Below are 24505 nucleotides of genomic sequence, written 5' to 3' on the forward strand. Positions count from 1 at the left end.
ATCAATTAATTCTAACCTTTAGTATTCAGCAAAATTAAGCAACAAATTTAAAACACTTGATTAACGTACTGTTCTACATCAGCACGCTTAACTCGCCAACTTTTACCTATGAGTTTGGCTTTTCAATCACCTGCCGTAATCGCATATCTGAGAAATTATTCCCTTTCCAGAAGACAATTAACACAACAATTACCGAAACATGGATGCAATAATTACTGCTGATTGATTTAAAGACTGCTGAGTATTCCAAGCAGCTTGATTTAACCTATCCATTGGGGTTGATGTAGGGTAAAATATATTTGGTGAATAACCAAGTTGCATATATACACCTAACAAAAAATCTGGATCAATTATTGGTAATCCATTCGTTTGAATATTAGTATTTCTTGTAATGACTAACACTATTTGATTTTGATAAGAAACAACAGGTGGTTTGCCACAGTAAGGATTATAAGGACTATGCCCTCCATGAATACCTCCGTATAAACCATGCGGGTTACGAATACTACAGGTGTCATGCAAACTGCCATAAATCCCATAAAGATTGCTAATGGAGTTCGTATCATGTTGGTCACTTGATAGCAATCCTAAAAATTGTCCGTCAGCAGAAGACCATAACTGAGCTATGCCATTAGCAGCAGCAAGAAATTGTGGAATAGACATAATTTTTTGTGATCCAAGCTTCAAACACTTTTCTAGCTTCACTAACTATTACTGCTAACCGCATCAGTAGCAATAATGATATTTATTCAAAATTTTGTGAAGAAAGAAGGGCGACACTCCATCAAGTAGCTGTGTAATATCTTGCTGGTCTTGATGGCGATTATCGTCATCCTGATCGGTTTTGATAGATTAAAAGTCAAAAAGCTTGAAGAAAAACTTATCACAACATTGACCAGGAACTAGTAATATGCGACGTAAATACATATACCATTTTTAAGCCTTGCAGTTTGCCGAATTTTCGTAGCTTTTAATGGTCTGCTTACTTCCGCCAAGCTGTACTAGCTAAAAAATAGCGATCGCACTCCAGCAACTACAATGAGAGTACAACTAGTGTTGTACCTCCAGAGGCTGAAAAAATGAAACGCACACTATATATTCCTGATGAGTTGTGGACACAACTTGACCAATACTTAAAAGATCACCCAGAGCAAAACCCATCAAGTGTTGTACAGGAAGCACTGGCGGAAAAGTTACGCCCCAAAAATGGTTCAAGGCTACTATCGCTAGCAGGAATCGTGGAAAATGCTCCTACAGACGCTTCAGTTAATGAAGATTATTTGATACAAGGATGAAGCGTCTCGTTTTGGATGCAGGACCCCTGATTGCCTTGGTTTCTGTCCAAGATGACTACCATCAGGAATGCAAAGCGGGTTTTAGTAAGTTACCAGCGTTGTTTGGTGAGGTTCTAACCCCTCTACCTGTGCTGTTTGAAGTTTACAAGTTTGTGCTACGAGAACAATCGAGCCGTGCTGCAATGACTGCACTAAGTGTCATTAGTGAGAACACAGTGACTGTACCAGTGAACATGGAAATGTTTCAGGAAATTTACAGCATGGTTCGCCAAATACTAGACTGGAAAGGAACTTTAGAAGATGCTTCTGTTGTAGCGGTAGCTCAACTTTATGACGCTAGTGTTTGGACTTTAGATTACAGAGATTTGAGTTGGTTTAAGAGTCTAGAATTGTGGTCTCCCTGATCATTACACAGGTCAGTTGAAACATTGTGAAAATGTGGTTTTAACTACGCTATTCCATTGAATTAGTAAGATAAACTTGCCGTATGTATGTCATCAAAGTACTTAGCTTCATCCAGTAACCAAAAAGGCATAAGCAATGAGTAAAGAACCAGTCAAAGTAATATTATGGGAAGAAAATCAAAAAGATTTTCTAAAAAAGTTCTATGATCTCCAATTTACTCCCAGAGTAGGAGAGGAAGTTTACCTAAAAAAGGAAAGATGGAAAGTAACTAGAGTTGAGCATGATGTAGAAATTAGTGAGATTAATGTCTACATGGAATTGATCAAAAAAGCCAAACAGGATAAATCATCTAATTCTTAAATACAAGAAATACACTCAACTATAGCAATCCTATTTGATTTGTGAGAATTGCAACCCGCAGATCCCCGACTTCTTCGAGAAGTCGGGGATCTTGTTTATGCGCGTTTGATTCAGGTTGTGAACTACCCCGCCGTAAGACGGACGGGGCTTCCCAATTCATCGGGAATAGCCTCCAGAACTTTGTAGTTCTAGTTGGTCTGACATTCCCTCCAAGGGCAGGAGTCCTGGTTCCCAAGACCCAAATCTTTCTCTTGCGACATATACCTATTAGCTTGGTTTTCGCTTATGGCATTGATGGTCAAGACCAAATAACTCTATCAGAAAATCTTGGGGATTCGTCATGCATAAGCGTATTTGTTTTTGCTGACGCAAAAACAAATATACGCCTATGCCCTACTCACCCCCCGCTCCCTATCCCCACGTTATGAGTATATTGAAGGTGGGGACTTCCGCGACACGTTAAACCTTTATGCAAACCGCGTCTCTACGAGGGGCGTAGCTGCGACACCACAAGATTTGCAGCCAAGTGGTGGCGATCGCACCCAATCTTGTCTGTAACGATACACTATAAAAGTAAAGAAATGTAAATAAATCAAATTTTGCAACCGTGGAAAACATCACATTGGGGCAAAATGGCCCATCTGTTACGCCCTTGTGCATCGGCACTTGGGCTTGGGGTGATAAACTATTTTGGAACTATGGCGATCGCTACGGCCCAGAACAGTTACAAGAAGCCTTTACCGCAGCCTTAGACGCTGGTATTACCTTCTTTGATACTGCCGAAGTCTACGGAATGGGACTATCAGAGAAATTTTTGGGACAATTTCTGCAACAGACACAACAACCTGTACAAATCGCCACAAAATTTGGCCCCCTACCGTGGCGATTTACAGCCCAATCCGTCTCGGATGCTTTAACAGCCAGCCTCAAACGCTTGCAATTAGAGCAAATCGCCCTGTATCAAGTGCATTGGCCTTTTGCCTTCTTTTTAAGTCAAAAAAGCTTGATGAATGCCCTAGCGGATGAAGTGAAGCGGGGCAGAATTGCCGCAGTTGGTGTAAGTAATTACTCAGCAGAGCAAATGCGAGACGCGCATCAAATATTGGCAGCCCGTGGAGTACTTTTGGCTGTCAACCAAGTACGCTATTCTTTACTCAGTCGCCAAGTTGAAAGCAAAGGTATTATCACAACTGCCCGTGAGTTGGGTGTCACTATCTTGGCATATAGTCCTTTAGCACAAGGATTGCTCACTGGCAAGTACAGTATTGATAGTGCTGAAATCCCCACTGGTGCGAGAAAAATAGACCCGCGATTTAAGAAAGAAGGCCTGCAAAAAATTGCCCCAGTTATATCTTTGCTACGCAATTTCGGGGAAAAATACGATCGCACTCCTGCCCAAGTTGCTCTCAACTGGTTAATTGCTCAGGGGAATGTTATTCCTATTGCTGGGGTGAAGACAGCCGAACAGGTACGGCAAAATGCTGGTGCTTTGGGCTGGAAATTGAGCGACGATGAAATTGGAGAATTAGAACTAGTTAGTCGTCTTTGGTTGTAGAGACGTTGCAATGCAACGTCTCTACTCAAACACAGGAGGCCAAATTTCTGACACTACTAGCTCCCAACCTGGTAGTAAATCTGGTAGTGTCAGTTTGTCGTTGTCCTGCAAAACTATTGGTTCTTGGTTGAGTCGATAAATTGTGAGCGTCAATTTGTCAGGATCGATCAGGATACCAACTGTACATCCAAGTTGTAAGAATAGCTGAATCTTTTCTACCAGTGGTTTGATCCGGTCTGACTTAGATTTTATCTCTACCATCAAATCAGGCACCAGTTCCACAAAGTCGCGCTTGCTTGTTTTAAGTCTATCAGCCCGAACAAAAGATACATCAGGAGCGCGGAGATTTCGTTTTTCGTTATCAGCTTCTTTCCCGTTTTCAGTTTCTAATGTAGGCAAAATAAAACCAGCGCTAGAACCCGTTACCCGTCCTAGCCTCTGTGGGCGCACCCAGTTGCCCAGTAACCTAGCTAACTCAGCACCTATTTCTTCTGACTCATAATCTGATGGCCCCATAACAACTATATTTCCATCTACTAGCTCCATCTGCCATTCTGGATGCTCTGCTTGTAGTTGCTCTAAGTCTGGAATAGTGAACATAAGACCACGAAGAATGCATCTTTAAATTTATCTTCCCATATAGGAATCCGGTTTGATTTCTGAAAAAATTAAGTATTTGTAGGGTGCGTTATGACTTTAGTCTAACGCACCAAACCCTTGAAAATGGTGCCGTACTCTCGGCGATAACACACCCTACGTGTTGTTCAAAAATCAAATAGTAATCCTATAATTGGTTAGAAAAAATCACCCAAAAAGCCAAAAAGTCAAGAGCCAAAGTCAAAATCTTGACTCCTAACTCTCAACTCTGCCAATTTTAGATTTGGGTCGCACCTTTGGTGCGCTGGAAGCGCAACTTGGATTTTGGATTGAAGAAAAAATCTAAAATCTAAAATCTAAAATCCAAAATTGATTAACTGTTGACTAAGAAGCTGATTCCCTAGCTGTCGGTGAACCTATTTTTTTACTAGGGGATGCAGAAGACTCGTGCCCACTTGTCCGCAGTTTTGGTTTGGGAGAAGAATGTCTTTCGTCTCCATTGCTGCTATCTGATTTCCATGCAGAACGGGGACGATCGCTAGAAGAAGATTCACGACGCTTACCGAGTCTTGGTTTGGGAGCGGAAGATTCTTCTTGGGGAATTTCCACGTCTGAACTCAACCAAGCGGGACGAGTTTGATCGTAAGCGATTTGTAGTGCAGCTGCGGCGATCGCTTGAGCATCGTATTCTTCAATCAATTCGCTGACAATTGGCAAGAATGAAGCCAAACGCTCACCTGTCAAAGCTTCCCGCACCAGTTCTTGCAATTTCAGAATGTGTTTTGCTTCAATCTGGGCGCGTGTAGGAATCGTCAGCACTTGCCAACTTTGGCGGTTATGACGTTCAAATGTTTGCTGCTTGCGCCGCTCAAATGGCTGTACTAAAGAAATTGCTGTTCCTTCTTTACCAGCACGACCAGTACGACCAATACGGTGGACGTAAGTTTCTACGCTATCGGGTAAGTCGTAGTTGATCACGTGGGAGAGTTGATCGACATCTAACCCTCGTGCTGCAATATCAGTTGCTACCACCCAGCGAACTTGACGGTTACGGAATCTGATTAATAAGCGTTCCCGCGCTTGTTGGGACAAGTCACCGTGGTATTCATCAACACTGTGACCAGCGCCTTGTAACTGACTGGTGAGTTCGGCGGCGGTGCGTCTGGTGCGGACAAAGATTAAAGCGGTTTCTGGATCTTCCATTTCCAGAATTGGCTGTAAAGCTTTGGCTTTTGTCCAGTGGCGGGGAATTAGGTAAGCTACCTGATTAATCTTGTTGGGAGCGGCTTTTGGCTGCTCAACGGTGACAGTTGCAGGCGATCGCAAGAACTTGTTCACCAACATCCGAATCGATGGTGGCATTGTTGCCGAGAATAAGGCTGTTTGGCGATCTACTGGCGCTTGGGAGAGGATTTTGATCACATCGTCGATAAAGCCCATGCTCAACATTTCATCGGCTTCATCCAACACAAACCACTTTACTTGATCGAGCTTTAAACAGCCGCGATCGAGCAAATCGATCACCCGTCCGGGAGTACCCACAACCATGTGAACCCCACGTTTGAGTTGTAACATTTGGCGGTCAATTGATTGACCACCGTAGATTGCTAACACCCGTAATCCTTCATTACCGATGAATTGGGCGATCGCATCGTGAACTTGCATCGCTAATTCACGAGTTGGTGTTAAAACTATGGCTTGTACGGCTCTTTGATTAATATCTAGCCGCTCTAGAATTGGCAGTGAAAATGCTGCCGTTTTGCCTGTTCCAGTTTGAGATTGACCGACTACATCACGACCGGCTAGCAATTGGGGAATTGCTTGCACTTGAATGTTAGTTGGTTCGGTAAAACCGATTTTTTCCAGTTGTTCGACACGTTCTTGGGAAATACCTAATTCTTGAAATGAAAGAGTCATTAATTCGTCCTAAATTTTATGTAAGGATTTTTGGATTAGTCATTTAGTCATTAGTTATTAGTCATTAGTCATTAGTCATTAGTCATTAGTTATTGGCTAGTTAGTCAGCCAAGGGCAATAGCAAAGCCTCAAACTCTTGGAGAAGCTATGCCCACGAGTGAGTCCCCGAACTTCAGGTAAACCCTCATGAAAACTGCCATTAATGCAGCGTCGATATTGGAATAAGGGTAAATCTGTAAGGGTCATTTAACAAAAGACAAAGGACAAAAGACAAAGGACAATTTAGTTATTGACTACCTGACCATAGAGGTCGTATGTATCAGCGTGGTGAATCGCTATTGGCACGATGGTTCCTAATTTTGCCTGGCCTTTGACATATACCAGACCATCAACCTCTGGGGAAAATCTACCTGAACGACCTATTAATTCACCACTTTCAGGATTTTCTTGCTCAATCAGGACATCAACGATTTTGCCTACTTCCTGTTGATTTTTCTTTTGGGAAATCGGTTGCTGGATTTCCATAAGTTGGTATCGCCGCTCGTCCATCACTTTTTGGGGCAAGTGATTTGGGAGTTTGTAAGCTGGGGTTCCTTCCTCAGAGGAAAAGGTGAAGACACCAACATGATCAAATTCATGCCTTTGAACAAACTCTAGTAGATGCTCAAAATGCTCGCTTGTTTCTCCTGGGAAACCAACAATAAATGTTGTCCGCAATACGGCTGTTGGTAGCGCCGTTTTGATGCGATCTATAATCCCATCATTTACGCGTCCTTGCCAAGGACGATTCATAGAGCGGAGAACATCTGGATGAGAATGCTGCAAGGGCAAATCCAGATAAGGCAAGACGTTGGGTGTTTCTTGAATCGCCGCGATCACATCTGGGGTCAGTCCCGTGGGATAAGCATAATGCATTCTGATCCACGGTATATCTACTTTCCCCAAAGCGCGAAGTAATTCGGCTAATTTTGGCTGACCGTAAATATCTAGACCGTAGTTAGTGGTGATTTGGGAAATTAGAATAATTTCCTTTACCCCTTGACTAACTAACTGCTCCGCTTCGGCGACTATAGATTCTATAGTACGCGATCGCTGGTTCCCTCGAAGATGAGGAATTATACAAAATGCACAACGATAATCACAACCTTCCGCAACTCGGAGGTAAGCAACGCCCTCTGTTGTAGTGCGATAGCGCGGTGTAGTCTCATCGGCAATGTAGGTTGGCTCAATACTAACCTGTTTAACCCGCTCGCCAAGTTCAACACGCTCAATTACATTAACAATTTTGTGATAATCGCCGGTACCCACCACCGCTACTGCTTCCGGTAACTCTTCTAAAAGCTGCTCTTGGAAGTGTTGCGCCATACACCCAGTGATGACGATTTTTTTGTTTGCCTCTGCCAGTTCTACCAAAGTTCTGACAGATTCTTGCCGGGCTGCTTCAATAAAACTACAAGTATTAACAATAACGTAATCTGCTAACTCTTCGTTTGTATCTACACCGTAGCCTGCTTCTACGAGCAGTCCTAGCATGTGTTCTGTATCAATTCGGTTTTTCTCGCAGCCCAGGTGAGAAATGGCAATTGTTGGCTTGTCACCCATATTTTGAAAATATCTTCATTTTTTTCTTGTAGTCAAACATTTCAGCGCTAATTTCGCTTTTTTTCGATCGCTATCCCTCTAATAACAGCACGTTGGCAGATTCTCACTGTCAGTAACTGTCCGTAGAGTTATGACCCTATCAATAATAAGATAGAGGTCATGTTATGATATTTTTATCAATCTGTTCCCCAGGGTAAATTGAAGTGTCTTTGGGTACATTTGACACTTGTAATGTTTTTTAACGATTCGCCTATTGGTATTTTACATTACCGCAGCGTGTGCGTTGTTAACCTACCCATCGGGAAGCCGCCCAAAGGGCTTGTTGTGAGAAGTCGCTACCCTCAGGGAAATCGACGAAAGCGACTACGCCTATAAAGCAGTAATGCTAGCCTGGCGATTGGCAAGTCCTACGACTGTGCGCGGACAATACGCCTAAACCACGGAAAGCTGCCTTGCGTCTAGTGAGTGGCAAACTCCTCTTGTAGCCAAGTTTTATCTTAACATATCTTATGGGAGGTTTCACGCCAATTTCCATCTCAGGAAAGAAGCAGTAAGCCGACTATCATAAAACACATTTGACTATTTAATGGAAAGTCAAGAGTCAAGGGTCAAACAATTTTGGATTTTGGATTTTGGATTTTGGATTTGCGATAGCGCCGGCGGCAAGCGAGTCCGCGTACTCTTACAGAGAAGCAAGCTACGCGCAGCGTCTCGTAGAGAGCGTCTTTTGGATTAACCTCGCCCACAAGGGGACAAGGCTTGAAAGCGTTGCGTTAGCGAGTCTTGTCTGCGACATGCTACGCGAACGAGCGTCAGATTTGGGATTTGGGATTTTAGATTTATTCCGCTTGACTTCGGGCGGGGCATGAACCAAAAATTCTTTTAATCCAAAATCTAAAATCTAAAATCTAAAATCGCTAGTCAAAAGGAGCCAGTCACATGCGGGGTTTCCCCCGTTAAAGAGCCACACCCATAGAGAAGTTATCTCTATTCAGGCGAGTGGCGTTGAACTGGCGTTCAATAGTCAAAAAATTCTGGACTCTGGACTCCGCGAGACGGATTAAAGACGTGGACTTATATCAGATATTTAAAACTCGTTCCCCAATTATTGGCGTGGTTCACCTGCTACCACTGCCTACCTCACCCCGTTGGGGAGGTAGTTTAAAAGCGGTGATTGATCGTGCCGAACAAGAAGCCGCAGCCCTAGCAAGTGGAGGGGTTGATGGTCTGATTGTCGAGAATTTTTTCGACGCGCCGTTTACCAAAAACCAAGTCGATCCAGTGGTTGTGAGTGCCATGACCATTGTGGTGCAGCGGATACAGAATTTGGTGACTTTGCCGATAGGCTTAAATGTTTTGCGAAACGATGCCAAAAGTGCAATGGCGATCGCTAGCTCTGTACAGGCGCAATTTATCCGCGTCAACGTCCTTACAGGGGTGATGGCAACCGACCAAGGATTAATTGAGGGAGAAGCCCATCAATTACTCCGCTATCGACGGGAGTTAGGCTGTGATGTTAAAATCCTGGCCGATGTGTTGGTGAAACACGCCCGTCCTTTGAGTTCTCCAAATCTCACAGTCGCCGTGAAAGACACCATTGAAAGGGGTTTAGCAGACGGAGTAATTTTATCTGGTTGGGCTACTGGTAGTCCTCCTAACTTAGAAGATTTGGAACTAGCTTGTGGTGCAGCAAATGGCACGCCAGTATTTATCGGTAGTGGAGCAAATTGGGAAAATATTGATACATTGATGCAAGCAGCAGATGGTGTCATAGTTTCTAGTTCCCTAAAACGTCATGGACGGATAGAGCAACCAATTGACCCAATTCGCGTCAGTCAATTCGTGGAAGTTGCTCGTCGCAATTGGAACTCTAAAAGTGAAAGCAAATCAGCTGAACAAGTGAAGTTACATTCTTAGAAAGTGGGGAAAGAGAGTTAGGAGTTAGAAGTTAGGAGTTATGAGTTTTAAATTAATTGTTCCTAACTCCTCATTCTTAACTCCTCACTCCTCACTCTTAACTCCTAACTTTTACCAATCCCCATTCCCCAATATTTATGATTCGCCGCCGTTCTACTCCTTGGATTCATAAATGGTCACGTCCATTGATTGCCGCGATCGCTGGATGTGGTGCTTTGATCACAGGTTATCTGACTATAGAAAAGTTAACAGGAGGCAGTGCTGCTTGTGTGGCGCAGGCTGGTGTAAAGGGCTGTAATGATGTGCTTTCCAGCCCTTGGGCAACGGTTTTTGGTCAGCCATTAGCTTTGTTTGGGTTTTTGGCGTACATCAGTATGGTGATATTTGCTTTGGTCCCCTTGGTATTGAACTCAGGGGAAAATAATAACCGCAAACAATTGGAAAATTGGACGTGGTGGTTGCTGCTAGCGGGTGCGATCGCTATGTCTGTTTTTAGCGGCTACTTAATGTACGTGCTGGCATCTCAAATCAAAGCTATTTGTCCTTACTGTATTGGTTCAGCTTTGTTCTCTTTGAGTCTTTTGGTACTGACGATTATCGGTCGGACTTGGGAAGATATTGGACAAATTTTCTTTACCATCATTATTGTCGGGATGGTAACGCTGATTGGTACTTTAGGCGTCTATGCGGGTGTAAATAAATCAGAAGTTACATCTGGAACTCCTGGACAACCCACAAAAATTATCTTTAATTCCAAAGGAGACCCTAACCCAGCATTCGGTTGGGAAGTTACCACTACTTCTGGTGAGGCAGAAATAGCCTTAGCACAGCATCTGGCAAAGGTAGGCGCGAAGGAATATACTGCTTACTGGTGTCCTCACTGCCATGAACAAAAGCTGCTTTTTGGTAAAGAAGCCGAGGAAATAATCAACAATGGTGTTAGGGTAGAATGCGCTCCCGATGGACTCAAAGCTCAAACAGAACTGTGTAAAGCCGCGAAAATTGAAGGCTTCCCTACTTGGATCATCAATAGTAAAAGTTATAGCGGAGTCCAAAACTTAGAAGAACTAGCAAAAGTTTCTGGTTACACAGGGCCTCGTAACTTCAAGTATTTCAAGTAATTGCGTTGGAGAAGCGTCAGCCGCAGTTCTCAATTGGGAAGTCGAAGATTGGGAACCAGACAATATCTAAGCGTCCTGCTTGAATTTTGAATTCTGTCTTAAAGAACCTTGCTGAGTTAAAAAAAACTCTTAGAAACTCTATTTAGCTCCCACTTGAGCTATGTTAGTCCGATAGTTAATAGCTAGCTATAGGAAATAGAGAATATTCCTCTCTATTAGGTAATGGGAATGAATCAGCAGCTAGGCAAGCGTTTTGTAAAGTTCATCTTTGAACTAAAACAATCGCTTAGTCGAGGACACAGAGAATTGATTACTGCTGCCAGCGTTGCAATCTGCGTCTTGCTTTTGCACTTTATTGGATTATTGCAATCTTTAGAGTTACCAGCTTTTGATCAATTTTTTCGCTTACGTCCAAACGAACCGCCAGAAAATCGTATTACGATTGTAGTGATTGATGAAACCTATTTAAACGAAGTAGGTTCATGGCCGATTCCCGATGCGAAGATTGCTCTGTTGTTGCAAAAATTAAATGTCCACAAACCCCGTGCTATTGGCTTAGATATCTACAGAAATTTGCCAGTAGAGCCTGGTAATCAAGAACTGCGTAATGCTTATCAGGTAATGCCCAACTTGATTGGTATTGAACTCCTAGCAAATGACAAAAACTTTAGTGTTTTGCCTCCACTGGGGCTGAATCAAGATCGAGTGGGCTTTAATAACGTGCTGTACGATCTTGATGGCAAAGTACGTCGCAGTTTGTTGTATTGGCACGTTAAAAATCAGGTACATGAAAGTTTTGCCCTGAAGTTGGCTTTATTGTATTTAAAGTCAAAGGGAATTACTCCTGCCAAAGCAAAAAGCAACCCTGAGTATTTGCAATTGGGTAAGGCAGTATTTAATCGTTTTGAGGCTAATGATGGTTCTTATGTAGGAGCTGACGACAGAGGCTACCAACTTTTAACCAATTTTCCTAAACCTAAATGTCAAAGTTCATCTGGAGAATTTTGTAGTTTTCGTCAGGTATTGATGAGAGATGTACTGGCAGATAATGTCAAAGAAAACTTAATCAAAGATCGGATTGTACTTATTGGTTCGACTGCACCCAGTCTTCAGGATTTTGTATTCATTCCCTACTCCAGCAGCCTCATGGGTACGGCAAAGCCTCTACCTGGTATTCAACTGCAAGCTTATTTTATTAGTGAGTTAATCTCTGCTGCTCTTGATGGACGACCATTAATCAAAGTCTGGCCTGACTTGGTAGAAGACTTGTGGATTTTTATCTGGTCTTATCTGGGAGCCGTAACGATATGGCGAATACAAAACGCAACTAAGAGCCTACTTTGTATCCTAGTTTCTTGCTTGATATTGATCCTGAGTGCATACCTTGCTTTCTTGCAGGGTTGGTGGATACCGGTCATTCCCTCACTGTTGAGCTTTAGCTGTTCAGCGATTTGGACGATCAGTCATATTGCCCATATCCAGGAAGAGTGGAAACGTTCTAAGGAATTTTTGCATCACGTCATCAACACGATTCCCGATCCCATTTTTGTAAAAAATGAACAACACCAGTGGATTGTTTTAAATGAGGCGTATTGTCGATTTATCGGTTATCCGAATAAGTTGTTAATTGAAAAGTCAGACTATGACTTTTTCCCTAAACATGAAGCTGATGTGTTTCGCCAACAGGACAATCTGGTTTTTCGGACTCAACAACCCCAGGAACATGAAGAAGAATTTACCAATGCTGATGGTGAGACTTATCAAATTGCCACTAAGCGATCGCTCCATAAAGACTCAGCTGGCAATTTCTTTTTAGTTGGGGTAATCCGAGATATTACTCAGCGCAAGCTAATGGAAGAACAGCTAAAGCGTACTGCTGCTGAACTATTCCGCTCTAACAATGAATTAAAACTCAAAGAAAACCACTTACGTTATTTAGCCTATCACGACCCCCTGACCGGTTTATCTAATCGCAAATTTTTTGCCGAACAACTTTACGAGTCGTTACATTGGGCGCAACATAACAACTTGTTGCTGGGACTGCTGTTTATCGATCTAGATGGCTTTAAGCAAGTCAATGATAATCTGGGGCACGAGACGGGCGATCGCTTACTAATGACTGTCGCTGGAAGACTCAGCAACTCTTTACGCGCTAGTGATACAGTTTCTCGTTTAGGTGGCGATGAATTTACTATAATTTTACGGGCAATTCCTAATGTCCAAATAGCTGCTAAAGTCGCCGAAAAAATTTTAAGCAGTATTACCAAGCCAATTGTTTTGGACGGCTATACAATCCGAATCTCTGCCAGTATTGGCATTAGTGTTTACCCATACAACAGTCAAGACAGTGAAACTTTGATGAAACAAGCAGATGCAGCAATGTACCGTGCCAAGCGCCTGGGTAAAAATCGCTACGAGTTTGCTTAATGAGTCAAGGTCAAGCCTCCAGATTTTTTTCCACTTTAGTTAAAATTTTTACCTTCAAATTTATAAATTTTGACTGGAGATACCTCTAAGCCACTGTTTTGAAAAGCATAGCTTATATGCTTTGTTGGTAAGATGTAGACTTGGCAAGGCTTTTACATGAATACTAAAGCTGATAACTCATGTAAGAAAGGAATTAGTCATCAGATTTAATTATAAAATAAATATTTTATGTAAAAATTGACACCTTAAAAAAATATACTTGTACTTCCTCGTTTTATTACGTGTTGCATAGTGCTGTATTTTTTAAAATCCTTATAATATATCAATTATATTGTTCTGTCTTAATATATATTTACTCTAATTAAATATTAACTATACAATCAAATAAGTATTATTTGGTATTTTTCTGAACTGATTATTTATTGAACATAGTGTTTATACTGATAAATATGAAGCTATCATTAAGAAATGGTTAATTAGGCAGTATGCTCACAGCGCTCCATCAATATATCTAACTTTAGACTGATGTAGAAACGGCTAATTAAGAATAATAATTAAGTATAAATACTATTTAATACCAGCAGATTAAGGTTAATATCTAAGCTAAAACCACAGCAAATTATACATTACAACAGTAATTTAATAAAGTTAAAATATTTTTTTCAAAAAATTCAGTAAATATACTGTGAGAAACAAAAAAGACATTTTGAGATGAGAAATTAGTAAATTTACTGAAAGCTATGAAAACTAACTTGCGAATTACAAAGTTGATGATATTCTGTATAGGTGCTTACATACTAATACCAAAAATTGCCGCTTGTACAGGTATGTTCAGTGCTGCGAATACTAGTGCTTTTGGTGCTACTAGCAGTGATACCTTAATAGCGCGCAAAGCCAATTCTGAAAATATCAAAGATATATATATTCCACCAAACTATGGCGGCCCAGATAGTCATAATGGTAGTGGTACTCGCTGATGCAATTTTGGATTTTAGATTGTGCTGAAGCAGAAGGATAAGGCAGCTATGGTCTTGGACAGAATATCCTTTACTTAGCGGCTCATTGCAGAATATTGTGCTTTATACCTGCTGAAAACTATCAGGTTTTTTAAAGCATTTTATTCAAGACAATAGTGGAGATTTCCACCAATTATGTGTTTGTACAAGTGTGTGAACTTGCCAATTTGGGTCTGGTTGAGGATAATCTAAACGGTAGTGTCCGCCTCGGCTTTCGGTTCTAAAAGCAGCACTTTTGAGAATTAAATCAGCCACATCTAATAAATTGCGGGTTTCTGCCCAAAGTCCCAATTGCCGTTCAACATCTGGTAGGTCAAAACTAGCTGGTTGGGCTGGACGTAAAGTCAGCAAAAATTGACTTAAAGGCAAAGCAGCGAAATCTTCTTGCCAAGATTCAATAGTAGCGATCGCAGTTTCCATCCTTGATTGTTCTCGACAAATACCAGCATTTTCCCACACTAGACGCGGTAACTTCTCTCTGAGTGCTTCTAGCTGTGCTTGCTGGATGTGCCACTCACTAGCATCAGGACTAAATTTTCGTAATGGCAGCGCTGGTGTTTCTGATGGCAGCCCAATATTTTCTAACTCAATTTCGCCCATCTGGGCCCCAAACACAATACATTCCAACAGGGAATTACTAGCAAGGCGATTTGCCCCATGCACCCCGGTACTAGCGGTTTCACCCACTGCGTACAAACCGGGGATATTGGTGCGATTCATCAGATCCGCGACAATTCCACCCATCCAATAATGGGCGGCTGGCGCTACAGGAATTGGTTCATGGAAGACATCAACGCCCCAATGCTGACAAACTTTGATGATGTTGGGAAAACGGTGACGAATCTTGTCGGCGGGGATGGGGCGCATATCCAACCATACATGGGCTGTAGCCAAATCAACGGCGGTACGTTGTAAATGGCTGAAAATTGCTCTACTGACTACATCTCTGGGTGCGAGTTCACCGGCAGGGTGGTAGTCAAAGGCAAAACGTCGCCCTTCATTATCAATCAGGTGTGCCCCCTCGCCGCGTACAGCTTCGCTGATCAAGAAGCGATCGGCACCAGGTTTCGTGAGGGCTGTGGGGTGAAATTGGACAAATTCTAAATCGCGGAGGATCGCCCCAGCACGAGATGCGATCGCTACTCCATCACCCGTACTCACAGCCGGGTTAGTGGTTTGGGCAAATACCTGACCGCCGCCGCCAGTTGCCAGTACCACAGCACCAGCTCTTATCCAGGTGATTTTACCTTGATAAAACAGGCTAATTCCCTGACAGCGACCAGTTTCGGGTTCAATCCACAAACTCAAAGCCAAAGCTTGTTGAATAACTTGAATATTTTGGCGGCGTAATACTTGGGCGGTGAGGGTGGTAGTAACTTCCCTCCCTGTGGTGTCCGCAGCGTGGAGAACACGACGGCGAGAATGGGCGGCTTCCAAAGTTAAAGCTAGGGCTTGACCCTGACGGTCAAAAGCTACCCCCAAGTTAACTAGGGATTGAATGCAGCTAGGGGCATGTTGGGCGAGAAATTCGACGGCAGCGCGATCGCACAAACCGGCACCCGCCTGGATCGTATCTTCAATGTGCAGCTTGGGAGAATCTTCTGGGTCTACTGCTGCCGCAATGCCACCTTGCGCCCAATCACTGGCAGACAACGCAACAGTTTCTTTGGTAATCAAGCCGACTCGTAAGGATTCTGGCAGACACAGCGCTGTGTATAGTCCAGCAGCACCAGCACCGACTACTAAGACATCAAATTGGCTAGGAATATCTATCTGAGACAAGGTAGTGGGTATGGGGGAGTTAGGAGTTAGAAGTGAGGAGTTAGAAGTGAGGAGTTAGAAGTGAGGAGTTAGAAGTGAGGAGTTAGGAGTTTTGAATTTTTAACTCATAACTCATCACTCATCACTCCTAACTCATATCATGCCCTACTCCCTAGAATCAGGAGTGGGCTGCTATTTGCTACATTAACAACTGCACGTGCAGTTATCTGTAGATACCGTTGTTAAAGCGATCGTCTCCTTCATTGAAGGCAGGCTCTAATTCTGTGACGGTGAATTTATCCAGGTTGGCTTGCAGGGTTTGTTTTTGGCGATCGCTCAAATCTGGAAGATCCAATACTTCCTCTACCTTTTTGTAGGGGGCATTGGTGATGATTTTCTTAGCCAGTGTGGGATAAAGCCCTGGAAACTGTTGAAAAGCCCGGACGTTGGTATTATTCAAATCAATTTTTTTACCAAATTCCGTTCCTAGTTTAGCGTCTGCCCGATTCTGCCGCTCAATTGCTAGAACTGGGACTTGTGGAAAAGCAAAACTATTGAAACTAGCAGCTTGGGCTATTTGAGTTGTTCCCAACCATCCCCAGCAACTAAGTAACAAACTAAACACTGTTAATAAACGCGCCAATCCTTTCACGATTTTCTACCTCTTTCCATCAAACAGAAATAAAAGTTTAAAGATAACAGCAGTCATTAGTCATTAGTCATTAGTCATTAGTCATACCCTACGGGAAGCCGCTAATGCATCTACGTGAGAATGCCAAGGAGAAAGGACAAACAACAAAGGACAAAAGCTGATACCTTAATCAACACACAGCAGTCATCAGAAACTAATATACAGCGTATTAATATCCACAATATTTACCATTACTGGGTTTGAATGTACTTTTGCCAAAAATTATTATTGTGTGAAGAGTACCTGCATCGCTGCAATAGTGTTGTATCCACGATTCTGTCAGCATTTCCAGCTAGGCGAAATCTTTTCAGAGTGGCTGATTCTACCTCCGAAGTAGATACGAAACTGTGCGATGTCTAATACCAAAAATTCAACAAAAAAAACTTGATGGTGATGGATTGTTATGTAATATTTCTTAACTAATTAATCATCTACAGCATCATTTTTGATGTGCCGTAGATTGGGCTGGGAAAAGTCTACTTTTGCCCTGGCGAATGGAATTCGCGGCTACACAGGCAAAGTCCGCTTCCGCGGACTAAAGTCAAATTAACGGTTTGAAACCCAGGATCGGTAGCTTTTGTTTGTATAGACGCGGTTTCTAACCGCCCGTTTCACGTTAAGTTGACACCAATGCCTCCTGCCTCCTGCCTCCTACCTTCTGCCTCCTTCACGCTGCGATCGCTGCTAACAAAAATAGACTATCTACCAAAATCGTGCTTAAAACTGCGCCACCAAAGGCATACCAGTGTCTCTGCTTTCGACCTAAAGGTAAAATACCAACTGTTAACAGCACTAGAGCAAGAATGATTGCCCAACTTTGTCCCCAAGGTGTTTGTACTTGTATGAGGGCATTTTGTAAGATTTGTGGTGCTAACTCTGCATCGACTCTCATGATTTGCCGCCAATAGGGCATCAAGTCTACTATATAAAAATATACATCTGTTAAAACTGTACCGAGTAAAGAACCTAAATAAAACCAGTTACCCACCTTGCCCCAATTCTTGAAGAGACACCAGCAAGCAAAGGGTAAACCTATAGATTCTACTGGTAGATGCCATGCAGGTTCCCAACGTAACCAACCCCAGTAAATCGCTCCTGCTAACCAACTCCAGCTAAACCCTAAGAGCAAATCCCCCCAGACATAAGTTGCAGGACGTGACATTAAGGTAAAACTGAGCCACACCCAAAATGCTGCTAGCGCTAAACTCAGAGTTGGTAGCGATCGCACTATTGGCGCTTCTATAAATACTGGTACTGATACCAAAAACACTGCCGCCGCAAACACTAACCAAGTTTGTCTGTCAGAAATAGATAAAGGGAGAGACGGAGAAAAAGAGAGTGTAGATTCCAATTGCCTGATACCTTTCTGCCCAGTATCAGCTAAATCCAACTCGGTATCAATAGAAGGGGTAGAAGCGGCGTAAGACGACAGTGTATTATTAATCAAAGTTTTTAATATTTGTTACTAAACTTTATCTTATTTAAGATATCACACTTTTAAATCCCCCCCTGGGGCATTGTAATTATACTGAAATTTCTGCGATCGCTGGTGTCAACCAAAGAAAACATTCTTGTATTATGTACAAAACTCCTCTGTAGTTCCTTTTCAGGAGTGTAGGGAACATGCCCATTGGTGTCAACTTAAGCTGGAAATAGCTTATCTGTTGGCTTCCATACCCGCCCGGAAATAAATGAGTAATGAGTAATGAGTAATAAGTAATACCCATTACTCATTACTTATTACTTGTTACTTCAAAAATAAATTTTCGGGCTAATAGCTTAAGTCTACTGAAGTAGACTGGAGATTTTTGGCGATATTTAGTCATCTTCAGATGACTTTAGCTATGAGACGGGAATTTCAATTCCCGGCGGACAAGCGGTTTCACGTTAAATTGACACCAATGGACATTCCGTGCCCCTACTCGTGATGTAATGTTGTACCGCATCTGAATGGGAACCGCTATAGTCCGCTAAATATTAAAGTTTGATGAATTTCCAAAATTGCGTTGACTTATTGAGGTGGGTGTAAGAACATGGTCAGCGTCTTCGATGATGTTATTGATCGGTAAAATTGAATTTTCTAGAAGATTAGGTGCAATAAAGAGTATAGAAAGCAACATCATCAGCTAAACAATGTTCACAATGATCTCTAGAACGGGAAAAAGGTATTAATTGTATATGGAGTTGATCCAAGCTTTCATTTTGGGTATTGTTCAAGGTATTACAGAGTTTTTGCCAATCAGCAGCACTGCACATCTTCTGATTGTGACAAAGGTATTGGGTTGGAAAGAACTAGGATCTAAAGATTTTGTTGATGCAATTCAATTTGGCAGTGTCGTAGCAATTGTATTTTATTTTTGGTCGCTGATTTCTAGTATTGTCAAAGGTGGAATTGAAGCACTAAAAGATCAAGATTGGCAACGAGAAGAATGGAAAATTCTTGTAGGTATTGTAGTAGGAACAATGCCCGCCTTAATTTTCGGCTTTCTTTTAAAAGACGTTCTACCGGAGAGTGCATTAATTATTGCCATCATGTCAATCATCATGGCACTTGTACTAGCTTTGGCAGAAAAAATTGGCACTCGTAAGCGAGGTTTCGATTCATTGCAGATTCGTGATGGTATTTTAGTTGGATTAGGCCAAACACTTGCTTTGATTCCGGGCGTTTCTCGTTCTGGTTCGACGTTGACGACTGCCTTATTTTTAGGATTAGAACGCGATACAGCAGCGAAATTCTCATTTCTGTTAGGGTTTCCAACTCTTACCATTGCTACCCTCTATAAAAGCCTGAAAATCTTTAAGTTGTTTCAAGCCCATCAATTGCCAGATAACATTGTCGGGCTGTTAATTGTAGGGATTATTTCAACCTTTATTTTTTCCTACCTATCAATTGCATTTTTGATCAAATACTTACAAACCAAAAACACTTTGATTTTTGTTTGGTATAGATTAGCATTCGGTAGTTCTATCTTACTAGCGATCGCAACAGGTTGGAAAGGATAATCAATTGGTCATTGGTCATTAGTCATTGCTCGTTTGTATGCAATAGAATCTGACCTTGCTTCTTTTTAGGAGAGAGGCTTTAAATTTTAACCCCCTTCACTTATAGAGAAGGGGTTATTCTTGTTCGGTCTGTATTGAAATCAACACAGAAGCGCTATAATGCCCAATGCCCCATGCCCCATTCCCCATGAATACCATTCATCCTGCCCGAATTACCAAAGTTCTTCCAGAATCAATAGCCGCAGAGATTGGCTTTGAAGCCGGGGATGCGATCGTTGCAATCAATGGCACACGTCCCCGTGATTTAATTGATTATCAGTTCTTGTGTGCTGATGAAGTCTTGGAATTAGAAGTTTTAGACGCTGCTGGTAAAACTCATAACCTAGAAATTGAAAAAGATTACGACGAAGACTTGGGGTTAGAATTTGAAACTGCCTTATTTGATGGCTTAATTCAGTGTAATAACCGCTGTCCATTTTGCTTTATTGACCAACAACCACCAGGTAAACGTACCAGCTTGTACTTAAAAGACGACGATTACCGTTTGAGCTTTTTGTACGGCTCTTATCTTACCCTGACCAACTTACCAGAAAGAGAATGGCAGCGCATTGAACAAATGCGCTTGTCTCCGTTGTATGTTTCTGTTCATGCTACAGAACCGGAAGTGAGAATTAGACTGCTGAAAAATCCCCGTGCGGGACAAATCTTGCCACAACTCAAGTGGTTTCAAGAAAGGCGACTACAAATTCATGCTCAAGTAGTTGTTTGTCCTGGTATAAATGATGGCAAACACCTGGAACAAACTCTCAAAGATTTAGCGTCCTTTCATACTGGTGAAGTGCCTGCGGTGGCATCGGTGGCAGTTGTGCCAGTTGGGTTGACACGGTTTCGTCCTCCAGAAGATGAACTCACACCCGTAACTAGAGAAAAAGCTCAAGAAGTGATTTCTCAAGTGCAAATGCTCTCACGGCAATTTCGCCAAAAGTTCGCCTCCAGCGTTGTTTGGTTAGCCGATGAGTGGTTTTTGATTGCAGGTGAGGAATTACCCAGCGAATCTGAATATGAAGAATATCCCCAAATTGATAACGGAGTTGGTTCAATTCAATTATTTATCAAGCAATTTGCCACCGTTGCAGCAGAATTATTGCCGCCAAAAGTTTATCCTCAGAGAAAATTCACTTGGGTAGTGGGCAACGCTGTAGAAAAAGCATTTCAACCAATTTTGAAACGCTTAAATATTGTTGAAGGTTTAGAAGTCAATATGCGTGCTTTATATAGTGATTACTGGGGACAAACTATCAGTGTAACTGGGTTACTCACTGGTCATGATTTGCTTTTAAACTTAGAAGGTCAAGATTTAGGTGATGGTATTCTACTGCCGAATGTCATGTTAAAAAATGGTGAATTAGTATTTTTAGATGATATGAGTATTCAGGAATTAGCTAGCAGACTAAATACAAACATTTTTCCAGTAGCAGGAGTTGAAGATTTAATTAAAACATGTATTTTCAATTCTGCTCAGGTGTAGTTATCAAAGATCCGTTGTTCTTCGGAGGTAATTTATTGTTATGCTAGATGATAAATAAGAAGTCATGCCTAAGAAATAATCCACTGAGGAGTCAGTAGTGAAGAATCAGGAAAAGTATCACGAAAAGGCAAATCTAAAAATAAAAAAAGCCGGATTCTTCATTTTAAGTTTTAATTTTTTAATTTTAAATAGTTTTAATATTTTGCCAGTAATGGCAGCGACCGAAGAACCTGCATTGAGCGTAGTCTATGGTCAAGAAAATGCGAATCAATGGAAAGGAATAAGCGATCGCTTACAGGCAATCGGGGTGAAATATTGTGTAATTCCCCTAAATGATGTCAAGAGTAGTGCAGATTGGGGCGATCGCCGGGTATTATTTTTGCCAAACGTTGAGACATTGACACCAACCCAAGCGATCGCCCTAGAAGAATGGATGAGTAAGGGAGGGCGTTTGATTGCCAGTGGCCCTGTAGGTAGTCTGTCATCGCCAGGAGTACGACAGTTATTGCGATCGCTCTTGGGAGGTTATTGGGGATTCAGTCTCAGTGATACACAGCAGATTCAAGCCGCAAAAACCAATATTCCAGAATGGGCAAATAAAACTGGACTCTTTGGCAAAGTTCGCGGCGGCGTTGTGATTCCTAACGATATGGGTGCTGAATCTCCTGCTGTTTGGAATTCCAAAGATAATCCTGCCGCAGTCGTGACAACTGAGCGTTCCACCTTTTTGGGCTGGCGCTGGGGAACAGATGCAGCCTCAGCCGCCGATTTAGATAATGCCTGGTTAAAAGCTGCTCTCAATCACTATTTGACAGCACCAGCGCCATCAGATCGGATGAAAAAAATAGCTGAAGGTTCCCAAAACTGCTCTACGACTTTGGCGGCTGTACCCTCCGGGCAGGCAAGCAGGGGAGCAGAGGAGCAGGCAAGCAGAGGAGCAGAGGAGCAGAGGAGCAGTTTATCTCCCCCATCTCCCTTATCCCCTCCTTTGAAAACTTCCACCGCTCCTATACCTAGAGCGCTGCCTATAGTCAAACCTCCAAGTTCTCAAGAGGCTATTGATCAGTTGGAACAAGCAGTGCGTCTAGATGTTGCACCCAACTCCAATGAGCCGATTGACAACAATCAAGCGATCGCCCTCCAGCAAGAGCTAGAAAATCTGATTGGTCGGGTAGAAAGCGCTCATTTAGCTGTGTTGGCCGATGCGGCTAATGTTGGTGAAGTGATATCTGAGCAAAAGCAGACTTCTAGACATCTACGCAATTACGCCCCCCAATCTGTCAAAGAGCAGCCGACGCAATTGGCCTCAACTAAATTGGGGGGGCTAGTCATAAGTAAAGACCAAGCCTTGGCACAGGTAAGGGTAATTGCCAAAAATTTACCCCTATTGATTGCTCAAAAAAACTACGCTTTGGCTCGTCAGCAATGGCTAGTTGCTAAAACGACTTTGTGGCAGCAGTTTCCTGTTGATCGGAGATTGGCTCAACCAGAAATTCGGGCAGTTTGGTTAGATCGGGGGACGATTGTTCGTGCTGGTAACAAAGCGGGACTAGCCCAGGTTTTTGATCGCCTCGCTCAAGCCGGAATTAATACTGTCTTCTTTGAAACCGTCAATGCTGGCTATACAATTTATCCGAGCCAAGTGGCAAAAGAGCAAAACCCATTAATTCATGGGTGGAACCCACTAGAAGAAGCAGTGAAATTAGCCCATGAGCGAGACATGGAATTACACGCTTGGGTTTGGACTTTTGCTGCTGGCAATCAACATCATAATGAAATTCTCAACCTCAATCCTAATTATCCAGGGCCAGTACTGGCGGCTCATCCCGATTGGGCAAACTACGATAACCTTGGCAACATGATTCCCGTTGGGCAAACTAAGCCATTCTTCGATCCCGCTAACCCGGAAGTGCGGCAGTACTTGCTCAAACTGTTTGAGGAAATTGTCACTAAATATAACGTCGATGGACTACAGCTAGACTACATTCGCTATCCTTTCCAAGATCCATCAGCAGGTCGAACCTACGGCTATGGCAAAGCTGCAAGAGCGCAATTTCAGCAACTTACTGGTGTAGATCCAGTGACTATTTCTCCTAGCCAAGCAGACTTGTGGCAAAAGTGGACAAAATTTCGCACCGAGCAAGTTGATAGCTTTGTCGCCCAAGTATCAGAACAGTTGCGAAAAAAGCAACCGAATTTAATTTTGTCTGTTGCTGTATTTCCTTTGCCAGAACAAGAACGGATTCAGAAAATTCAACAAAACTGGGAAACTTGGGCAAGGCGGGGGGATGTAGATTTAATCGTTCCCATGACTTATGCTCTAGATACTTCCCGCTTTCAACGACTGGCCCAACCCTGGATTGCTTCTAAACAACTAGGAGCTACTTTGTTAGTACCGGGAATTCGCTTACTTTCTTTGCCAACAATCGGGGCATTCGATCAACTCCAGTTGGTAAGAGACTTGCCAGTTAGTGGTTATGCACTCTTTGCCGCAGATAATTTTAACAACGATCTCCAAAAACTTTTTAGTAGCACCCAAGGTAGGATTCAATCTACAACAACTGAACCGATTCCTCAACGCCAGCCTTTTCAAACTGCCGCCATCCGTTACACCGCCCTGCAACGTGAATGGAAATTTGTTTTTCAAAATGACCCACTACAAAGGCCTGCTCAGACAATATCAGATTTTAACAACCAGGCAGAAGTTTTACGCACTGCTTTAAATCAGCTTGCTGCTTCCCCTTCTGCTAGTAAGCTGCTAGTGGCGAAAGCCTCTCTAAGTCGCTTCCAGTCTCAATTTCGGGTATTGATGAACCAAGAAATTAAGTCAAATTCCTATCAAGTCAAAGCTTGGGAAAATCGGCTCGTAACTATAGAAAGGCTATTGCGTTACGGTGAACGACGGGTGCAGTTGCATCCTTAGTGAAGAATCAGGGGGACTGGAAAAAAAGTAGGGGTGCAGGGAGAAGAGTTTTCCCCGCGGCCTCTTTTCAATGCTCAATTTTTAACTAGCTGGATATAAGCTAGTTTGTAATTCTTAACACACCTTTTGTAGTGTTTATCTCCTAAATATTACTACTTATTTAGCGTCAAAATATTGGAAAATACTTAGATCATTGCATTGATAATATTACCCCCGAAAGTTTCTGTGAAGCACTGGCATGAATCAATTCAAAATTCAAAATGACGCTCTCTACGAGACGCTTCGCGTAGCTTGCTTCTCTATAAGAGTACGCGGACTCGCTAACGCTGCGCTAACAAAATTCAAAATTAAAGACAGCCCCACAAGGGGTGGGGTTTCAACAACCCT

General features: G+C 42.5%; 19 protein-coding genes. 12 read left to right on the forward strand and 7 right to left on the reverse strand.

Annotation, left to right across the window (positions count from 1 at the left end; all coding sequences use genetic code 11):
• Window positions 1-189: 189 nt before the first annotated feature.
• Entirely contained in the window at window positions 190-663 is a 474-nt protein-coding gene (locus V7K76_RS07365) for a hypothetical protein (protein WP_292752477.1), read from the reverse strand.
• Between the two features lie 416 nt (window positions 664-1079).
• Between V7K76_RS07365 and V7K76_RS07370 the strand changes: the two genes are divergently transcribed.
• From V7K76_RS07370 to V7K76_RS07390, 5 genes are all read left to right on the forward strand, one after another.
• On the forward strand, window positions 1080-1295 hold the full coding sequence (locus V7K76_RS07370; RefSeq protein WP_292752474.1) for a hypothetical protein: 216 nt from the start codon (window positions 1080-1082) through the stop codon (window positions 1293-1295).
• Entirely contained in the window at window positions 1292-1699 is a 408-nt protein-coding gene (locus tag V7K76_RS07375; RefSeq protein ID WP_334778406.1) for a type II toxin-antitoxin system VapC family toxin, read from the forward strand. The genes V7K76_RS07370 and V7K76_RS07375 overlap by 4 nt, the downstream gene beginning before the upstream one ends.
• 136 nt (window positions 1700-1835) lie before the next feature.
• On the forward strand, window positions 1836-2060 hold the full coding sequence (locus tag V7K76_RS07380) for a hypothetical protein (protein ID WP_292736759.1): 225 nt from the start codon (window positions 1836-1838) through the stop codon (window positions 2058-2060).
• A 360-nt stretch (window positions 2061-2420) separates the two neighbouring features.
• Window positions 2421-2618 carry a hypothetical protein gene (locus V7K76_RS07385; RefSeq protein WP_334778407.1) on the forward strand — a complete coding sequence of 66 codons (198 nt, stop codon included), beginning with the start codon at window positions 2421-2423 and terminating at the stop codon, window positions 2616-2618.
• A 49-nt stretch (window positions 2619-2667) separates the two neighbouring features.
• Window positions 2668-3615: an aldo/keto reductase gene (locus V7K76_RS07390; RefSeq protein ID WP_334778408.1), complete on the forward strand. Its 948-nt coding sequence runs from the start codon at window positions 2668-2670 to the stop codon at window positions 3613-3615.
• 21 nt (window positions 3616-3636) lie between these two features.
• Here V7K76_RS07390 and V7K76_RS07395 read toward each other — a convergent pair whose 3' ends face one another.
• The 3 genes from V7K76_RS07395 to rimO form a co-directional block, all read right to left on the reverse strand.
• Window positions 3637-4215: a Uma2 family endonuclease gene (locus V7K76_RS07395; protein ID WP_334778409.1), complete on the reverse strand. Its 579-nt coding sequence runs from the start codon at window positions 4213-4215 to the stop codon at window positions 3637-3639.
• Between the two features lie 381 nt (window positions 4216-4596).
• Complete coding sequence (locus tag V7K76_RS07400; protein WP_334778410.1) at window positions 4597-6129, reverse strand: DEAD/DEAH box helicase; 1533 nt, start codon at window positions 6127-6129, stop codon at window positions 4597-4599.
• A 282-nt stretch (window positions 6130-6411) separates the two neighbouring features.
• Complete coding sequence (gene rimO, locus V7K76_RS07405) at window positions 6412-7731, reverse strand: 30S ribosomal protein S12 methylthiotransferase RimO (RefSeq protein ID WP_334778411.1); 1320 nt, start codon at window positions 7729-7731, stop codon at window positions 6412-6414.
• 1068 nt (window positions 7732-8799) lie between these two features.
• On the opposite strand from rimO, the gene btpA reads away from it, so the two are divergent.
• The 4 genes from btpA to V7K76_RS07425 all read left to right on the forward strand — a co-directional run bounded on the left by btpA (window position 8800) and on the right by V7K76_RS07425 (window position 14173).
• On the forward strand, window positions 8800-9648 hold the full coding sequence (gene btpA, locus V7K76_RS07410; RefSeq protein WP_334778412.1) for a photosystem I biogenesis protein BtpA: 849 nt from the start codon (window positions 8800-8802) through the stop codon (window positions 9646-9648).
• Between the two features lie 137 nt (window positions 9649-9785).
• The gene (locus V7K76_RS07415; RefSeq protein ID WP_334953705.1) at window positions 9786-10769 is read left to right on the forward strand and encodes a vitamin K epoxide reductase family protein; all 984 of its coding nucleotides are present in this window, start codon (window positions 9786-9788) and stop codon (window positions 10767-10769) included.
• A gap of 228 nt (window positions 10770-10997) precedes the next feature.
• Window positions 10998-13196, forward strand: coding sequence for a CHASE2 domain-containing protein (locus tag V7K76_RS07420; RefSeq protein WP_334778414.1), 2199 nt, complete (start codon window positions 10998-11000; stop codon window positions 13194-13196).
• A gap of 740 nt (window positions 13197-13936) precedes the next feature.
• Window positions 13937-14173, forward strand: coding sequence for a hypothetical protein (locus tag V7K76_RS07425; protein WP_334778415.1), 237 nt, complete (start codon window positions 13937-13939; stop codon window positions 14171-14173).
• Window positions 14174-14317: 144 nt separating this feature from the next.
• On the opposite strand, the gene nadB is transcribed toward V7K76_RS07425, so the two are convergent.
• The 3 genes from nadB to V7K76_RS07440 all read right to left on the reverse strand — a co-directional run bounded on the left by nadB (window position 14318) and on the right by V7K76_RS07440 (window position 18111).
• Entirely contained in the window at window positions 14318-15994 is a 1677-nt protein-coding gene (nadB, locus tag V7K76_RS07430) for an L-aspartate oxidase (protein ID WP_334778416.1), read from the reverse strand.
• A gap of 202 nt (window positions 15995-16196) precedes the next feature.
• Window positions 16197-16625 carry a photosystem II complex extrinsic protein PsbU gene (gene psbU, locus V7K76_RS07435; protein WP_334778417.1) on the reverse strand — a complete coding sequence of 143 codons (429 nt, stop codon included), beginning with the start codon at window positions 16623-16625 and terminating at the stop codon, window positions 16197-16199.
• A 706-nt stretch (window positions 16626-17331) separates the two neighbouring features.
• The gene (locus tag V7K76_RS07440; RefSeq protein ID WP_334778418.1) at window positions 17332-18111 is read right to left on the reverse strand and encodes a DUF3120 domain-containing protein; all 780 of its coding nucleotides are present in this window, start codon (window positions 18109-18111) and stop codon (window positions 17332-17334) included.
• Window positions 18112-18842: 731 nt separating this feature from the next.
• On the opposite strand from V7K76_RS07440, the gene V7K76_RS07445 reads away from it, so the two are divergent.
• The 3 genes from V7K76_RS07445 (at window position 18843) to V7K76_RS07455 (ending at window position 24118) form a co-directional block, all read left to right on the forward strand.
• A complete protein-coding gene (locus tag V7K76_RS07445) occupies window positions 18843-19667 on the forward strand; it encodes an undecaprenyl-diphosphate phosphatase (RefSeq protein WP_334778419.1) in 825 nt (274 codons plus the stop codon).
• A 187-nt stretch (window positions 19668-19854) separates the two neighbouring features.
• Complete coding sequence (locus V7K76_RS07450) at window positions 19855-21195, forward strand: TIGR03279 family radical SAM protein (protein WP_334778496.1); 1341 nt, start codon at window positions 19855-19857, stop codon at window positions 21193-21195.
• 97 nt (window positions 21196-21292) lie between these two features.
• Window positions 21293-24118 carry a glycoside hydrolase family 10 protein gene (locus tag V7K76_RS07455; protein WP_334778420.1) on the forward strand — a complete coding sequence of 942 codons (2826 nt, stop codon included), beginning with the start codon at window positions 21293-21295 and terminating at the stop codon, window positions 24116-24118.
• The last annotated feature ends 387 nt before the right edge of the window (window positions 24119-24505 follow it).

The sequence above is a fragment of the Nostoc sp. genome, from assembly GCF_036917975.1.
Lineage (GTDB): Bacteria > Cyanobacteriota > Cyanobacteriia > Cyanobacteriales > Nostocaceae > Nostoc.

Bases quoted from the DNA above. Each gene is read 5' to 3' on its own strand.
- V7K76_RS07365 (WP_292752477.1), bottom strand. From the start codon at position 663: ATGTCTATTCCACAATTTCTTGCTGCTGCTAATGGCATAGCTCAGTTA.
- V7K76_RS07370 (WP_292752474.1), top strand. From the start codon at position 1,080: ATGAAACGCACACTATATATTCCTGATGAGTTGTGGACACAACTTGAC.
- V7K76_RS07375 (WP_334778406.1), top strand. From the start codon at position 1,292: ATGAAGCGTCTCGTTTTGGATGCAGGACCCCTGATTGCCTTGGTTTCT.
- V7K76_RS07380 (WP_292736759.1), top strand. From the start codon at position 1,836: ATGAGTAAAGAACCAGTCAAAGTAATATTATGGGAAGAAAATCAAAAA.
- V7K76_RS07395 (WP_334778409.1), bottom strand. From the start codon at position 4,215: ATGTTCACTATTCCAGACTTAGAGCAACTACAAGCAGAGCATCCAGAA.
- V7K76_RS07400 (WP_334778410.1), bottom strand. From the start codon at position 6,129: ATGACTCTTTCATTTCAAGAATTAGGTATTTCCCAAGAACGTGTCGAA.
- rimO (WP_334778411.1), bottom strand. From the start codon at position 7,731: ATGGGTGACAAGCCAACAATTGCCATTTCTCACCTGGGCTGCGAGAAA.
- V7K76_RS07415 (WP_334953705.1), top strand. From the start codon at position 9,786: ATGATTCGCCGCCGTTCTACTCCTTGGATTCATAAATGGTCACGTCCA.
- V7K76_RS07420 (WP_334778414.1), top strand. From the start codon at position 10,998: ATGAATCAGCAGCTAGGCAAGCGTTTTGTAAAGTTCATCTTTGAACTA.
- V7K76_RS07425 (WP_334778415.1), top strand. From the start codon at position 13,937: ATGAAAACTAACTTGCGAATTACAAAGTTGATGATATTCTGTATAGGT.
- V7K76_RS07445 (WP_334778419.1), top strand. From the start codon at position 18,843: ATGGAGTTGATCCAAGCTTTCATTTTGGGTATTGTTCAAGGTATTACA.
- V7K76_RS07450 (WP_334778496.1), top strand. From the start codon at position 19,855: ATGAATACCATTCATCCTGCCCGAATTACCAAAGTTCTTCCAGAATCA.